The following is a 15240-nucleotide window of genomic DNA, read 5'->3' as shown; positions in this document are numbered from 1 at the left end:
TTATTTATCAAAAAAAATACTTCTCAGGTACGCTTATTGCTAAAACATAGCTATAGACAATGTTTTTTCGTTCTTTTATAGTAATATTTTCTGTATTGTTGCTTAATTTTCAATGGGCTGACTGGACTGTCTTCAGTGCTTTCGAAGATTACCAAGACGAGATTAGCATGGAAGAAGTGGAAATATCTATTTTCCAATTCATTCCATTAAAAAAGACGACTGATTACTTTTGTAAATTGGAGCAATTTTCCGTTACCGAAAGAAGCTTTTATTACATAAAAATCATTCGTCAGAACTCGTATGAATTGATATCTTTCTTTCTGAACGAATACAACCTGCTCAACCTCCCGCCTCCCATTCAAATAACTTAATCAACCAAAGCATTGTATGAATGCTTATTTTTGTATTTCCCGAAAGTTCTTGGAAACGAGAAATATCGAAAAAAAAATAAAAAATTAGGAAGAGCCGATTTTTCGGAATTATTATGATAGAAGGAATCATTCAATTTTCCATGAAGAACAGAATTGCTGTTTTGCTCGGAACTGCAATTTTATTCTTGGTTGGATTATTTAACGCAACGAAACTTTCCATTGATGCTGTGCCAGATATCACGAATGTGCAGGTATCGGCAGTTACTGCGTCGCCTGGCTTATCGCCTCTAGAGGTTGAGCAGTTCATAACATATCCAATTGAATTGGAATTCAATGGTATGCCAAAAGTAAGAGAAATTCGTTCAATTTCTAGAACGGGAGTCTCGGCAGTAACAATTATTTTTGAAGATGGAACAGATATTTATTTTGCCAGACAATTGGTAAATGAACGTCTTAAGCAAGCAGAAGAACTCATTCCAAAAGGATATGGAAAGCCAGAGCTTTCACCAATCTCAACTGGTCTAGGAGATATCTACGAATTTACTTTGTCTTCCGAGAAGCATACAAATGCAGAACTAAAGACCTATCTAAAATGGGAAGTGGCAAGACAGCTTAGATCTGTTAAAGGAATCATCGATGTAAACGTTCAAGGCGGAGACGAAAAGCAATTTCAAATAAAAATTGATCCAAGAAGATTGCAAACTCTGAATCTCACTCTAAGTCATATTGGCGAGGCACTTGAGTCCGCAAATATGAACGTGGGCGGGGGTTATATTTCGAAGGGCGAAGAACAGATCGTTATTCGAGGCGAGAGTCAATTCAAGAACATTGAAGAAATTCGAAGCGTTGCTGTTCGAACATCGTCGGATGGAATTCCGATTCTTCTTGGCCAGATTGCAACAGTCGAAGAAGGTTCTGCACTAAAATTTGGTGTGGCAACCCAGAATGGAAAAGGTGAAGTTGTTGCACTAACAGCCATGATGCTAATGGGTGAGAACTCTCTAGTGGTTGTGGATTCTGTTAAACAAAAAGTTGAAGAAATCCGAGCAAAACTTCCTGAAGGAATGGTAATTCAATCTTTCTATGATCGAAGTGAATTTATTTCTCGGACTTTGACTACGGTTTTTACAAACCTCGTAGAAGCGGCTGTCCTTGTTTTGATTATTCTCATTTTTACATTAGGAAGTCTTAAGGGTGCTTTTGCAGTAGCATTTGCAATTCCTATGTCCATGCTCACTGCAACAATATTTATGAATATTTTTGGTGTTGTGGGTAATTTGATGAGCTTGGGAGCGTTAGACTTTGGACTATTGGTTGATGGGTCCATTGTAATGCTTGAATCGGTTCTGCATGGTTTTATATTGCAGAGAACAGCTCTTGATCTTCAGAAAACCAAACAAGATTTAAACCTTCTCACAGAAGATATAATTTTAAGATCTTGTCAAAAAGTTGCACGCGCATCAACTTTCGCGGTCGCAATTATCTTATTGGTCTATCTTCCTCTAATGACGCTAGAAGGAACTGAGGGAAGGATGTTTCGTCCAATGGCTATTACCGTAGCATTGGCATTAGGTGCTGCTCTATTGTATTCGCTAACTACTTTTCCAGCACTTTTAAGCTTTATTTATAAAGAACCAAACTTCAAAGAACCAGCGTATTGGGAGAAGCTCAACCATTTCTATGATGGACTGTTGGATCGAATGATGGGAATGAGAAACAAAGCTTTGCTTGGTGGAGTTTTGGTTACCATTTTCTGTCTGGGACTCGGTTCTACTTTAGGATCAGAATTTCTGCCAAAGATTGATGAGGGAGAGCTCGAGATCGACTTAAAACGCTTACCTTCTACTGCACTTTCCCATTCTAAAATGCTCAATTCTGAACTGGAAAAATATCTGCTAGAAATTCCTGAGATTACTTTGGCGACCGCGAGAATGGGACGTGGAGATTCTGCATCGGAGCCAATTGGTACCGAGGAAGGAACAATTATGGTTAAGCTTAAGCCACGTAAAGAATGGACTTCAACTGATGATCGTGAAGAACTCATGTCAATCATAATTGATAAAATGGTTTCTAATGTTCCATCAACTTATTTTTCCATTTCGCAACCAATAGAGAACAAAGTGAACGCATTACTCTCGGGATCCAAAGCAGATATTGTTATCAAAATCTATGGGGACGATCTCAACGAACTCAAAAAAATTGCCGAAAACTACGCAAAGACTCTCAAGGGAGTGGAAGGTGCAGCTGATGTTCGCGTTCAACGTTTGTTAGGTTTGCCATTACTTGAAATCAAAGCAGATCGAGCAAAAATGGCAAGGTATGGTGTTTCTTCAGAGGAAATTCTAACAACCGTCGAAACATTGCGAGTAGGATATAATGTCGGTAAGGTGTATGAAGGCTATAAGCGTTTCGATCTTATCATCAGATTGGATGCAAATGTCAGTGATATGGAAGTCTTAGAAAATGTTCCAGTTATGACAAGCCAAGGTAAAACTGTTCCACTTGGACAAGTTGCAAAAATTGAACTTACAGAAGGACCTTCAGCCCTCTATCATGAGAATTTGAAAAGAAGGATTCTTGTTGAGACAAACGTTCGAGGTCGAGATATGATAGGATTTGTAAACGAGTCGATTGAAGCAACTGAACCAATTCAAGCAAGTCTTGCCGAGGGATACTCTGTAGATTGGGGTGGTCAGTTCGAAAACTTCACAAGAGCCAAACAAAGGTTATCCATAGTGGTTCCAGTTGCCTTGATGATTATTTTTGGAATGTTATTTATAGCATTTGGAAATATCTACTATGCTATGGGAGTTTTTATTCTCGTTCCTTTCTCTGCAGCCGGCGGAGTTCTATCTCTCGTTTTGCGAGGATTGCCGTTCAGTATTCCAGCGGGTGTTGGATTTATCGCTGCTGCCGGAATTTCGGTTCTCAATGGAGTAGTTTTTGCATCCCAACTTAAGCTTACATTAGAGAAGACAAAAGATATCGCAAAGGCAGTTCGTATGTCTGCGATTGGAAGTTTGCGCGCAGTTATAACGACAGTTCTTGTTGCAATCATCGGATTTTTACCGATGGCAATTGCTACTAGCGCTGGAGCTGAAGTGCAAAAACCTCTAGCTTCGGTTGTAATTGGTGGAGTTTTGTTTGCAACAATTCTAGCCTTATTGCTCCTGCCTTTAATTTTCCAATTTTTGGTTTCTGCGGCTTTTGATTTGGAGCAATCCAAAGAGAGAAAAAAGCAAGAACTAGAAGATAAATTCTTAGTTGAGAAGGGATTTTCACAAACTTCGCTGGAAAGTTTCGTTGAACCTGTAGAGGATGAACCAAATCCAACAACTAAGAAAAGGAAGAAAAAATGAGCAAAAATTTACACGTATCCCACCCATGGCATGGAATTGATCCAGGTCCGAAAGCGCCAGAGGAAATGGACGTATTCATTGAAATGACTCCAATTGACACAATGAAGTATGAAGTTGATAAAGAATCAGGTTATATTCGAGTAGATAGACCTCAGAAATATTCAAACCACTCTCCTTCACTTTATGGTTTTATTCCTCGTACATATTGTGCGGAAGAATCTGCTAAACGCTGTATGGATCGTTTGGGTCGAACTGGAATTGTGGGAGATATGGACCCATTGGATATTTGTGTTCTAAGTTCCAATCCTATCAATCATGGAAATATTATTTTGACCGCAATTCCCATTGGTGGACTACGCATGATCGACAAGAACGAAGCTGACGATAAGATCATTGCGATATTGAAAGATGATCCAGTTTTTGCACCAATTCGTGATCTAAAAGATCTACCACAGACTTTAGTGAATAAACTAAGGCATTACTTTTTAACTTACAAAGCAATACCCGTTATCAATGAGAATCCCCCCGTAGAAATACCTGAAGTGTATGACCGCGCAGAAGCTCTCATTGTGATCGGTGCTGCAATGAGAGACTATGACAACCATTTTAAGTAAAACAAATTTCTATATTCTAATATTCTTCTGGATAATACAATTTTCCAATTATAAGATTTTCGCTGAGGATAGCAAACTTCTTAGCTTGGATGGAGTAGGAGCAGAAGAAAAAATAGCAAAGCTGAGTCTTGAAGAAATAGAGGAGCTTGCTACCAAAAGCAATCCTCTCTACCTTCAAGAAAAAACAAATATTGGAGCAGCTCGTGGTGATACGATCACAGCTTCGCTCTATTATAATCCGATCGTCGGACTTCAGAGACAATTCATTGGAGCGTCGAGGAATTCAGGACCTGGACTATCTGAGACATATATGACTTTGCAGCAGCCAGTTGACTTGAATGGGGTTATTCCTCAGAGGAAAAAAGTCGCACTCCAAGATTTTCAAGTATCTCTTGCCAAATTTTCTGACTTTGATCGATTGTTTCGACTTAGGTTAAGACAGAATTATTGGTCCTATTTATATCTTACGGAACTTGTGAAATTCCAAGCTGAATTTTTGGAGAATTACAAAGATTTACTCGAACTGACCAAATTCCGTGCAGAAAAAGGTGATATCTCTTGGCTTGAATATGAAAGAATTGAACTAGAGCGGATACAATTAGAAAGAGAATATAAGAATACTCGAATAGAACGTGCAAGGATAGGTAAGGATCTGAGAATTTTAATCGGAATTCGAAACCCTCAAGCCGTTCTCAATTTCGTTGGCAAATTAGAATTTAAATCCACTTCCGAATTGAAAGTTCAATTGGATAGTTTTGATCCAGAAAAAAGACCGGACTATTTAGCGCTACAATACCAAGAAAGTCGAGAAAGACAGAACGTTGAACTCAAAAAAAGAGAAGCATTCCCAACATTAACCATTGGTGGTGAGCTCATGAATAAGGGTCAGGAAAATTATTCTGGAGTTTATGCATCTATTCCTTTGCCCGTATTTGATAGAAAGCAAGGTGAGATATACAAAGCGGAAGAAATAGCTAAAGGTGCAACCCTCAATCTGGAATCCAAAAAAGTAGAAATCAATTCAGAAATTTTTGCAACCAAAAGGGAATTGCTTGTTCGCGAAGAGCAATTGTTAGATTACAGAAAAATCGATCTTCTCAATAAAAACCGCGAAGTGCAAGAAAAATCAAGACTTGCTTACATTCGAGGAGCATCCAATCTGGTAACCTTTCTTGAAGCAGAAAGAAACTTCCTAAACGTCCTTAGAACATATTATGAATTGATTTATTTATATTACAATGCGATCGATCAATACAAAGCTGCCATCGGCAACATCGGTCCACAAGACAACCAATCAGATAAGGTAAAGGTTTCCGCAGAATGAAAAATTCCACCATATTCAAAATCGCAATCGCAGCATTGATCCTCTCGATAATCAGCTACTTTATTTTTACTCGAGGTAAAGCTGAAGGCGAACCTATTTTGGAGGCAGCAGCTTCCACACAAAAGAAACTAACTATACCGGCAGATATCCTAAAAAATCATCCAATAAAAACTGTTTCATTGAAGATGGAAGGAGATTACGAACAAGTGAACCTTCCAGGAACAGTCTCATATGATCTCGCTAAAGTTGCAAGAGTAGGGAGTCGTGTTGGAGGAAGGCTAGTCCATATCCATGTGAACGAAGGTGACTATGTAAAAAAAGGTCAGCCTGTATTTTCCATCTCATCTATTGAGTTAGGTGACATGGAGTCCATGTATAGAAAAGCACTTGCCCGAAAGGAAGCTTTATTTCTACAAGCGGAACGAGCCAAAGAATTGTATGAGAAAAAAGTAACATCCGCTAAAGAATATGAAGTTGCTATGATGGACTATAAGACTGTAAAAACAGAATTGGAGACAAGTAGAAGCGCATTGGAGAATTATGGATTGAATCAATCTGAAATAGTTGGTTTGGAATCTGGCAAATCCTATTCCTTGAATCTTCCGATACGCAGTCCGATTTCTGGAACTGTTACCGAGCGTAATGCTGTGTTAGGTCAAGCTGTTTCTGTGCGTGATAACCTTTTTACCATAGCCGATTTAACAACTCTATGGATCATGCTGGATGTTTATGAAAAGGATCTCAACCAGATTCGAATTGGCACTGAGGCTAAGGTTATGCCTGTAGGCGCTACAGATTCTAGTGATGAAATTACAGCCAAAGTTGCCCACGTAGGAGAAATCATCGACCCTGTTAAGAGAACAGCAGAATTACGCTTGGTAGTGAAGAATGCAAAAGGAAAATTGCGTCCAGGTCAATCGATCAGTGCTGTCGTTCAAGGTTTGGTTTCAAGCGATGAAAAAAAGAAATTCTATTCTCTACCTAGTGTATGTGTGCATTCTATAGAAGGTGAGAAAATTGTTTTTATTCGCAATGATGACGGAAGTTTCACAGCGAAAAAAGTGGAAACCGGGCAAGCAGTTGATGATCGAATTGAGATCATATCGGGAATTGAACTTACGGATGAAGTGATTTCTGATGGATCTTTTTTGCTCAAAAGTGAATACCTGAAAATCTGATTTTTTATTTGACATAACATATATTTCCTTTTTACTTGTATAGTAGTATGAAAGACCTCACTGACAAGCAAGAACTAGTATATAAATTTATTTTGAATTCCATGAAAGAACGTGGAATGCCGCCAACCATTCGCGAGATTGGGGATAAGTTCGAAATCACGGCTAAGGGAGCTTACGATCATCTCAAGGCAATTGAGAAGAAAGGATTTATTAAGACTCAAAAGAATCAGTCTCGTGCAATTGAGCTGACAAGAAACGACGCTCTGGAATCTCTTCCAGCTCAAGTTATGACTATTCCAGTTCTGGGTCGAGTTGCAGCTGGGATGCCGATTCTAGCTGAAGAAAACGTGGAAGGTTATATTCCCATTCCAGACCGTCTTGCGAAAAAACCTGGAACTTTTGCTTTAAGAGTCGTTGGTGATTCTATGATCGAAGCAGGTATCAACGACGGTGATTTAGCAATCATCCAGAAAAAAGAAACCGCGAGGAATGGTGAGATTGTTGTTGCTTTAGTCGAAGATGAAGCTACTCTAAAAGTTTTTTACAAAGAATCGGATCATATTCGACTAGAACCTAGAAATGCCAAATTGAAACCAATAAAATCTAAAAAAGCGCAAGTTATGGGTAAATTGATTGGAATCTATAGATTTTACTAATTGACCTTTGGTCCTTGAATTTTCAGTCTAAACGTAGAGGAAAATTTGAAACCAATCTATACTTCTATTCTGCTTTTTTTCTTTTCGCTAGTTTTGTTCTGTGCACCCAATAAGGAAAATGTTACTGAAGCCGATCTCAATCGAGTTCTAGAAAAACTCGCTCAGACTCGCGTTGCTGAAGGAATCACTGTCAAAGAGGGTGCAACTCTTACTTCGGATCTACAGATATTCAAGGACTCCTGTAAAGTATTTCGCTTAGATCCCGATCAGACACTAGAATTGCTTAGAGAGAAAAAGCCTGAATTGCACAAATTAATTACGAGGTCAGAATGAAATTATCTTCCAAATTATTATATTTCAGTATTGGAATCTTCATTGGAATTACGAGCTTTTATCCATTTCAAAAAGTAAGAGCTTTATCTGGGGAATCTGAAGAGTATCTGCAAATTTTGCATGAAATTGTTTCATATCTGGAAACGGATTATGTTGAGAAAGTAAATGAACCTGAGCTCTACAAAGGTGCAATCCAAGGAATCCTTGCAAGCCTCAAGGATCCTCATACCAGATTTCTATCCAAAGATGAATACAAAGAATTGCAATCGGAAACAAGAGGAACTTTTGGTGGATTGGGAATTGAAGTTATTTTTCTTGATGGTAAAATTGTAATTGTATCTCCCATCGATGATACTCCTGCATCTCGTGCGGGACTTATGCCCGAAGACAAAATCATTGAAATCAACGGTGCCAAAACTCAGTCCATGAATCTAAATGAAGCAATCGGAATGATGCGTGGAGAAGTGGGAACTGGGATCAGCCTCAAAATCGAGCGCAAGAACCAAAAACCTTTTGATGTAGATTTAGTTCGTGAAATGATTAAGATTCAGTATATGAAAACTGCCTTTATCGAAAAAGAAAAAATAGGCTACATACGATTGCTTCAGTTTATGGGTAAAGATACAACAGCGAAAGAATTTGCGGAAGCAGTTTCCGGTTTTGAAAAGAAGGGTGCAAAAGGATTAGTTTTAGATTTTAGAAATAACCCAGGTGGTCTTTTAGATCTTTCGGTTCAGATTTCTGAGCTATTCCTCGAGTCGGGCAAAGAAGTTGTTTCAGTTAGAGGGCGTGAAGGTAAGATGATTCGATCCTATAAATCTGGAAACTCTCCTAATAAATTTCTAAAGATTCCTATTATTATATTGATGAACAACGGTTCTGCGAGTGCCTCAGAAATTGTAGCGGGTGCTTTAAAAGACCAAAAACGAGCGACTTTACTTGGAACCAAATCATTTGGAAAGGGAAGTGTGCAAAATATCTACAATCTTCCACATGACACTGCGGTTGCGCTCACGATTCAAAAATACTATACTCCATCGGGAGTTTCTATACATGGTAAAGGAATTGAGCCTGACTTTGTCGTTGAACCTCTCACAGCACGAGAAGAAGATAAATTCTATCTTGAGAAATTAGCTAAATCTGGAATTCTAAAAGAATTTGCAAAAGAAAAACCAGAATACAATTCTACTAATTCGAATGAGTTCCTCAATCGAATTAAGAAAGAAAAAATTTCCTTACCGGATTCATTTGCTAAGTTTCTTTATTTCTCAGAGACTATGGTTGGTAAGAAACCTGCTCTGATCAATCGGGAATTTGATCCCCAGCTAGAGACTGCAATACAAAAACTTTCCAATCCATGATAGGATTGGGAATCGAATCCTCCTGCGACGAAACATCTATTGGAGTCGTAGAGGATGGGAGGATCATAAGATCCCTCAAGATATACAGTCAGATTGATGCTCACGCAGTTTACAAGGGAGTCGTTCCTGAAATTGCGTCAAGAGCGCATTTAGAAAAGATCAATTCCATTTTGGAATCTGCTTTGCTTGAAGCAAATATTGAGCTAACCGAACTATCTTATGTGGCTGTTGCATCCAATCCTGGACTCATGGGTTCTCTTATGATTGGTGCAATGCTTGCAAGATGTATTGGTTTGGTTCATGGAACACCGATAGTTCCCTGTGACCATCTTGAGGCTCATATAGCAGCTGTTCGGTTAAATAATCCTTCCAAGGCAGATGACTCATCCAAAGTATCCAAGGGCAAAGATAAGTTGGATATAAATGGTGAAGAATTGAATTTTCCGTATCTTGGTTTATTGCTATCTGGTGGCAATTCCAGTCTCTACATCCATCATGGTTGGAAAAAATTAGAAAAAATCGGCGATACATTGGATGATGCTTTGGGTGAAGCCTTCGATAAGGCAGCTTCCATTTTGAAGCTTCCTTATCCGGGAGGACCCCATGTGGAAGCTCAAGCGAACCAATATTTACAAAGGGTTCAAGGTAATCAAAAGGATCTAAAAGTAAATCTACTTCCTAGACTCATGGCTGGAGCTAAGGCAGACGATCTAAGTTTTTCGTTTAGCGGACTTAAGACAGCTCTTCTCTATCTTGTTCGCGACAATCCAAATCTGGATACTGATCGGATTGCATTTGAATTCCAAGAATCCTGCTTTGATCATGTGATCAGAAATATCAAAAAAGCCTGCAAGCTTACAGGGATTTCAACAGTTGTTGCGGGAGGTGGAGTCCTTGCAAATAGCACTCTTAGAAAGAAGCTGGACAATCTGCACGAGTCTGATAATCTAAGAATTATATATCCACAATCAAAACTACTTTGCACTGATAATGGCGCTATGATTGGATGTCTCGGTTATCATTTATATAGTGAAGGATATGTGGAAGGCTTGGACTTTAGAGTAAGTCCTAAAAGATTTATAAATAATACAATGAGTGAAATAAAATGAAAAAGAAACTCGCATGGATTCCGAACACTTTGACCTTAGGCAACTTAACTCTTGGGTTTGCTGCAATGCTCGTTGCATCAGAAATAACAAAAAACGATCCTTCCGCAATTAGATATTATTCCTTATCTGGATTTCTAATAATATTGGCAGCATTATTTGACGGATTTGACGGGATGGCTGCTCGTGCTTTAGACGCTACAACTGAGCTTGGTGCAGATCTAGATAGTCTTGCTGACCTTACTACTTTTGGAATCGCTCCTGGATTTCTTATGTATAAAATGGTATTCGAGGATTTCAAAATAGATTTATTCAACCAGACGGATCTTTTTCCTGTTGGGATGTTGATAGCTGCACTTTTTCCAATTTGTGCTGCATATAGATTGGCTCGATTCAATGTCGCAAGTGATCCACATTCATTTACTGGTCTACCATCTCCTGTTGCAGGAGTCATCGTTGGAATATTTCCAATGGCGACGAAAGTGATTCCTGTTCCTGCATTTTTAGCTATTGCAATGTTTGTTCTAGTTGCAGTTCTTATGGTATCGACGATTCGATATTCTAAACCTCAAGTTGCGATTCGAGGCAAGTTTACATGGGGTAAGTTAGCGATTGTTATTACTGGACTTTTATTGTTGGTATACCAGATCGGTGCTGAGCGCTGGCCTTGGGTTCTATACGGTGTGATCTTTTTCTATGTGTTTAGTGGAATTGTATCTTTTCTTATTTATACAATTCAAGAATTGAAAGTATAGGTTTATTATTTAATAATATCAAGGTGTTTATCAAGATTGGCAATCCTTAAGATTGTCATAACATCTTTAGAAACATTTTTTAACTTAAGATTGCCGTTCTTTTCAGAAAGATATTTCTGTGCGTTGAATATAGCACCAATGCCAGAACTGTCTAGATAGACTGAATCAGTAAATTCTAATACTATATTCAAGTTCCCAGCATCCGCTTGTTGTATGATTGTATCTTTCATCTGGACAGCATTCTTGAGGCTTACGCTTCCATTGATCATTATGGTACAGATTCCGTTTTCTTTTTTGATTTCAGTTGAGAACATAGTTAAGCCCCCAGTTTTTCTATTTTTTCTATGATTTCAACAAAAAAAATAAAAATTCAGTGGAAAAACATAAGGGGGATTTCATTCAATTGTACATCCAACTATGAGAGTAAAATTTTGGGGAGTCAGAGGCTCCATCGGTTCTCCAGTAAGACCAGAATACATTCGATCGAAAATTGAATCGATTCTTACGCTTGCAACACCCATGGATTTGCAGAGTTCAGAAAGTATTCAAAGATTTCTGGACGGCTTATCTTTTTCCCGACACAGTACTTACGGGGGTAACACCACATCTTTAGAGATCCGAGATAAGGAAGATCGCTTGATTCTTCTCGATTCAGGCACAGGAGTTCGTGATCTAGGAAACCAATTGATGGAAAAAGAATTTGGAAAGGGAAAAGGTGAGGCCTATTGGGTAATGACTCATACACATTGGGATCATATACAAGGTATGCCTTTCTTTGTTCCTTTGTTTATTCCTGGTAACAAATTTGAATTTCATACTGCCATGAATAAATTGGAAGAAAGACTTAGATACCAACATGCATTTACTCATTTCCCAGTTCCATTAGATCAATATCTTGCTGAGAAAACATTTATTGAGCATGCAGAGGGCGAGAGTTTTAATTTAGGCCCACATATTTCCGTCACAAGTAAGTCTATGCGCCATCCAGGTGGGAGCTTTTCGTATAGATTCAGTGAGGGTGACAAGTCTCTGATATTTGCGAGTGATGCTGAATTCAATTTAGATGAAATGGATAATATTGATCAGTATCTTGAATATTTTCAGGGTGCAGATGTCTTGGTTTTTGATACCCAATATACATTTGAAGAATCTTTGCAAAAAATTGACTGGGGTCATAGTTCTGCTTCCATGGCAACTGATATTGCTCTTCGAGCAGGGGTCAAGAAATTGGTTATGTTTCATCATGATCCTTCTTATGATGATGAGAAATTGGATGCGGTGTTTTTGCGAGCATTGAAATACAAAGAAATGTTTGACGCATCTGGACGTTTAGAGATAAAAATGGCCTACGAAGGTCTAGAAATTGAAATTTAATTTTAAAAGGAAGCAATTCAATGCACAATAAAAAATCATTCATCATTGGAATCGACGCTGGAACTACAGGAATACGAACCTATTGCTTTAACGATAAAGGCAAGGCTATCTCTTCAGCCTATCAAGAATTCAAGCAGCATTTCCCAAAACCAAGTTGGGTTGAACATGATCCAGAAGAAATCTGGAATAAAACTTTAAAATTAATTAAACAAGCTGTAAGCGAAGGTGGACTTTCTCTAAAGGATGCAGTCGCAATTGGAATTACCAATCAAAGAGAAACAACTGTATTATGGGATAGAAAAACAGGAAAGCCTGTTTACAATGCAATCGTGTGGCAATGTCGTAGAACGTCTGCTTATTGCCAAGAACTCAAATCCAAACACCTGGAACATCTTTTTAGAAAAAAAACAGGACTTGTCATTGATGCATATTTTAGTGGAACGAAGATCAAATGGATTCTCGATAATGTTAAAGGTGTCAGACAAAAGGCTGAAATGGGAGACATTCAATTTGGAACGATTGATTCTTGGCTCTTATACAAGCTAACAGACGGTAGATCCCATAAAACAGACTACACTAATGCTTCTAGAACATTGATTTATAATATTAAAGATAAAGTATGGGATCAAGAACTATTAGATATTCTCTCAATACCGAAGTCCATTCTTCCTGAAGTTCAGAATTCAAGATCCTTATTTGGAACTACACAGAACTTAAAAGGGATTCCTGATGGAATTCCGATCGCCTCCCTCGTTGGTGATCAGCAAGGCGCGCTTTTTGGTCAATTGTGTACAGAAGTGGGAGAAGCAAAAAATACGTATGGAACAGGATGCTTTCTCTTATTCAATACTGGTGACGAATTCAAACTATCCAATAGCGGATTGGTCACAACTTTAGCATTAGGTGGTGAAGGACGAACGGTATATTGTTTGGAAGGATCAATCTTTATCGGTGGTGCTGTAATACAATACTTGCGTGATAATCTTAAGTTTTTTCCTAAATCTGCAGATTCTGAAAAATTAGTAAAAAAATTGAAATCGGAAGATGATATCGTTTTTGTGCCAGCCTTTGCAGGATTAGGCGCACCTCATTGGGATATGGATGCTCGTGGTGCAATATTTGGTTTGTCTCGAGATACGACTCCCGCGCAGATTACGAGAGCAGCACTCAAATCGATTGCGCTTCAATCTTATGAATTGGTAAAAGCTATGGAAAAAGACACTGGCAAATCTTTGAAAGTTTTGCGTGTTGACGGTGGAGCTACTTCCAATAAATTTCTTATGCAATACCAATCAGATATTTTGAATACAAAAGTAGTTCGACCGTCCAATGTTGACACTACTGTTCTTGGAGCAGCCTATCTTGCAGGATTGGAAACAGGATTCTTTCCTTCATTGGCTTACTTAAAATCTTTGGACAATAAAGCAACGGAATTTAAACCTTCTATGAAGCAAGATGCGAGAGATAAAGAAATCAAACTTTGGTTAGATGCAATCTCGAGAATCAAAACTAAATAGGATTGGAATTGCATAATTGTTTATTAGGAAATCTTTTTCTATTTCAATAGGCAAAACCCAGTAGCAAAAATTCAAAGGATTTTCGAGATTTCGTAATTCCGCAACCTATTGTGTATTTGGATGTTGCATAGTAGGGAATTGTAATTATGAGTCCAGGAGGAAGGCGATAGTACTCAATGGACTCAAATTCTCGCAGATGAATGATCGTATCAAATCGAATGATATCTATCCAATCTAGAATTCTAAAGAATAGGTGATTGCCAGATTGCGAGAAAAATTCTATGAATGTCTCCGAATCTCTAATTGAAGTTTGCTCTGCTTGATTGGATGGTTGAGTAATTGTTGTCACAAAATTAAATCGATTTGTATTAGTTCCAACGAATGATTGAATATAATCATCGTTGCCTTGCTTCGGAATTCTATAGCTTATATAATTACCTTCTTCATAATAGATACTTCTCGAAAATCTACTAAATATTAAGGCTTCAATTTTTTCTACCAATGATTCACCTTGCGGCGGTTCCATGCTTGGAGAATTGAGAATACTTGAGAATTTATTCTTAGAGACAGACTTTTCTATGACTCTTCTCACAGGTGCAGATAATGTCGGCAAGGAATGTTTTATAAATCTTTCATCCATCTTTGCAAGTATTTCCTGGAGAAAAATTCCATGGATTAAAGGTAGAATTTCTATATGAAATATTTGGTTTCTCAGGAAATTTGCAAATGTTGGCTCGTGAGCAAAAAGGTTCGCAATTATATCTCTTTCTTCGCTAGGTTTCCCTGCGTATAAAATTTTGACCAACTTAGAAAGTGTATTCTTATCTCCTTTCTTGAAGTAGAGTTTGTCAATTTCTTCTAAAACTTCGTTTTCATTGTAGTTCGGATTAACGATATCACGAAGAGAAAGATAGCGTGTAGAGATCATCTGATTTCTTGTGGTTCGTTCAAGAAAATGTTTCCCTGAGATAAGGCCTCCAATTTGGTATTGGTAAGATTTTTTTGTAAAAATTTCAGGTTTGGGATTAGATTGATTCGATTTGGAAATGTAATCTGGGATATTTATTTCCTTTGATGGATAGTTCCGTCTATTCCAACGAATATCATATAAAAATCTTGGTGCTAGAGAAGGATCAGAGAATAGAGAAGGCAGTTTAGGAATTTTTTTGATCGGAAAATCATAGAAGGATTGAATGGATGAGTCGATTCTAATCACAGAATCGGGACTTCCCTTGAAAAAAAAATAGTTTACTCCTTCTTCGAATAACATTTTAACAATAGTTTTCCTAATT

14 protein-coding genes are annotated in these 15240 nt (G+C 38.0%); 12 read left to right on the top strand and 2 right to left on the bottom strand.

Features of this window, described 5'->3' with window-relative positions; translation table 11 throughout:
• The first annotated feature begins 59 nt into the window (after window positions 1–59).
• From O4O04_RS12790 to O4O04_RS12745, 10 genes are all read left to right on the top strand, one after another.
• On the top strand, window positions 60–371 hold the full coding sequence (locus O4O04_RS12790; protein ID WP_272532134.1) for a hypothetical protein: 312 nt from the start codon (window positions 60–62) through the stop codon (window positions 369–371).
• Window positions 372–484: 113 nt separating this feature from the next.
• Window positions 485–3730: an efflux RND transporter permease subunit gene (locus O4O04_RS12785; RefSeq protein ID WP_272532133.1), complete on the top strand. Its 3246-nt coding sequence runs from the start codon at window positions 485–487 to the stop codon at window positions 3728–3730.
• Window positions 3727–4344, top strand: a complete 618-nt coding sequence (locus tag O4O04_RS12780; RefSeq protein ID WP_272532131.1) for an inorganic pyrophosphatase — start codon at window positions 3727–3729, stop codon at window positions 4342–4344. The genes O4O04_RS12785 and O4O04_RS12780 overlap by 4 nt, the downstream gene beginning before the upstream one ends.
• Window positions 4325–5668 (top strand): TolC family protein, encoded by a 1344-nt coding sequence (locus tag O4O04_RS12775; protein WP_272532130.1) that lies wholly within the window; start codon window positions 4325–4327, stop codon window positions 5666–5668. The genes O4O04_RS12780 and O4O04_RS12775 overlap by 20 nt, the downstream gene beginning before the upstream one ends.
• A complete protein-coding gene (locus O4O04_RS12770) occupies window positions 5665–6846 on the top strand; it encodes an efflux RND transporter periplasmic adaptor subunit (protein ID WP_272532129.1) in 1182 nt (393 codons plus the stop codon). The genes O4O04_RS12775 and O4O04_RS12770 overlap by 4 nt, the downstream gene beginning before the upstream one ends.
• Before the next feature lie 47 nt (window positions 6847–6893).
• Window positions 6894–7502, top strand: a complete 609-nt coding sequence (gene lexA / locus O4O04_RS12765; RefSeq protein WP_272532128.1) for a transcriptional repressor LexA — start codon at window positions 6894–6896, stop codon at window positions 7500–7502.
• Window positions 7503–7547: 45 nt separating this feature from the next.
• Window positions 7548–7835 carry a hypothetical protein gene (locus tag O4O04_RS12760; RefSeq protein ID WP_272532127.1) on the top strand — a complete coding sequence of 96 codons (288 nt, stop codon included), beginning with the start codon at window positions 7548–7550 and terminating at the stop codon, window positions 7833–7835.
• Complete coding sequence (locus tag O4O04_RS12755; protein WP_272532126.1) at window positions 7832–9196, top strand: S41 family peptidase; 1365 nt, start codon at window positions 7832–7834, stop codon at window positions 9194–9196. Before O4O04_RS12760 ends, O4O04_RS12755 begins: the two co-directional genes overlap by 4 nt.
• On the top strand, window positions 9193–10305 hold the full coding sequence (tsaD, locus tag O4O04_RS12750) for a tRNA (adenosine(37)-N6)-threonylcarbamoyltransferase complex transferase subunit TsaD (RefSeq protein ID WP_272532124.1): 1113 nt from the start codon (window positions 9193–9195) through the stop codon (window positions 10303–10305). The genes O4O04_RS12755 and tsaD overlap by 4 nt, the downstream gene beginning before the upstream one ends.
• Window positions 10302–11057, top strand: coding sequence for a CDP-alcohol phosphatidyltransferase family protein (locus O4O04_RS12745; RefSeq protein WP_272532123.1), 756 nt, complete (start codon window positions 10302–10304; stop codon window positions 11055–11057). Before tsaD ends, O4O04_RS12745 begins: the two co-directional genes overlap by 4 nt.
• A gap of 5 nt (window positions 11058–11062) precedes the next feature.
• Here O4O04_RS12745 and O4O04_RS12740 read toward each other — a convergent pair whose 3' ends face one another.
• A complete protein-coding gene (locus O4O04_RS12740; RefSeq protein WP_272532122.1) occupies window positions 11063–11371 on the bottom strand; it encodes an STAS domain-containing protein in 309 nt (102 codons plus the stop codon).
• Between the two features lie 103 nt (window positions 11372–11474).
• On the opposite strand from O4O04_RS12740, the gene O4O04_RS12735 reads away from it, so the two are divergent.
• Both O4O04_RS12735 and glpK read left to right on the top strand, forming a co-directional pair.
• On the top strand, window positions 11475–12431 hold the full coding sequence (locus tag O4O04_RS12735) for an MBL fold metallo-hydrolase (protein ID WP_272532121.1): 957 nt from the start codon (window positions 11475–11477) through the stop codon (window positions 12429–12431).
• Window positions 12432–12451: 20 nt separating this feature from the next.
• Complete coding sequence (glpK, locus tag O4O04_RS12730) at window positions 12452–13948, top strand: glycerol kinase GlpK (protein ID WP_272532120.1); 1497 nt, start codon at window positions 12452–12454, stop codon at window positions 13946–13948.
• A 43-nt stretch (window positions 13949–13991) separates the two neighbouring features.
• Here glpK and O4O04_RS12725 read toward each other — a convergent pair whose 3' ends face one another.
• A complete protein-coding gene (locus O4O04_RS12725) occupies window positions 13992–15218 on the bottom strand; it encodes a flagellar motor switch protein FliG (RefSeq protein WP_272532119.1) in 1227 nt (408 codons plus the stop codon).
• Window positions 15219–15240 lie beyond the last annotated feature (22 nt).

The organism is Leptospira sp. GIMC2001, assembly GCF_028462125.1.
Lineage (GTDB): Bacteria > Spirochaetota > Leptospiria > Leptospirales > Leptospiraceae.
This window is presented reverse-complemented; position numbering and strand designations above follow the sequence as displayed.

Excerpts from the sequence above, each read along its gene's own strand:
- O4O04_RS12790 (WP_272532134.1), top strand. The coding sequence starts at position 60 with ATGTTTTTTCGTTCTTTTATAGTAATATTTTCTGTATTGTTGCTTAAT.
- O4O04_RS12785 (WP_272532133.1), top strand. The coding sequence starts at position 485 with ATGATAGAAGGAATCATTCAATTTTCCATGAAGAACAGAATTGCTGTT.
- O4O04_RS12780 (WP_272532131.1), top strand. The coding sequence starts at position 3,727 with ATGAGCAAAAATTTACACGTATCCCACCCATGGCATGGAATTGATCCA.
- O4O04_RS12775 (WP_272532130.1), top strand. The coding sequence starts at position 4,325 with ATGACAACCATTTTAAGTAAAACAAATTTCTATATTCTAATATTCTTC.
- O4O04_RS12770 (WP_272532129.1), top strand. The coding sequence starts at position 5,665 with ATGAAAAATTCCACCATATTCAAAATCGCAATCGCAGCATTGATCCTC.
- lexA (WP_272532128.1), top strand. The coding sequence starts at position 6,894 with ATGAAAGACCTCACTGACAAGCAAGAACTAGTATATAAATTTATTTTG.
- O4O04_RS12755 (WP_272532126.1), top strand. The coding sequence starts at position 7,832 with ATGAAATTATCTTCCAAATTATTATATTTCAGTATTGGAATCTTCATT.
- tsaD (WP_272532124.1), top strand. The coding sequence starts at position 9,193 with ATGATAGGATTGGGAATCGAATCCTCCTGCGACGAAACATCTATTGGA.
- O4O04_RS12745 (WP_272532123.1), top strand. The coding sequence starts at position 10,302 with ATGAAAAAGAAACTCGCATGGATTCCGAACACTTTGACCTTAGGCAAC.
- O4O04_RS12740 (WP_272532122.1), bottom strand. The coding sequence starts at position 11,371 with ATGTTCTCAACTGAAATCAAAAAAGAAAACGGAATCTGTACCATAATG.
- O4O04_RS12735 (WP_272532121.1), top strand. The coding sequence starts at position 11,475 with ATGAGAGTAAAATTTTGGGGAGTCAGAGGCTCCATCGGTTCTCCAGTA.
- glpK (WP_272532120.1), top strand. The coding sequence starts at position 12,452 with ATGCACAATAAAAAATCATTCATCATTGGAATCGACGCTGGAACTACA.
- O4O04_RS12725 (WP_272532119.1), bottom strand. The coding sequence starts at position 15,218 with ATGTTATTCGAAGAAGGAGTAAACTATTTTTTTTTCAAGGGAAGTCCC.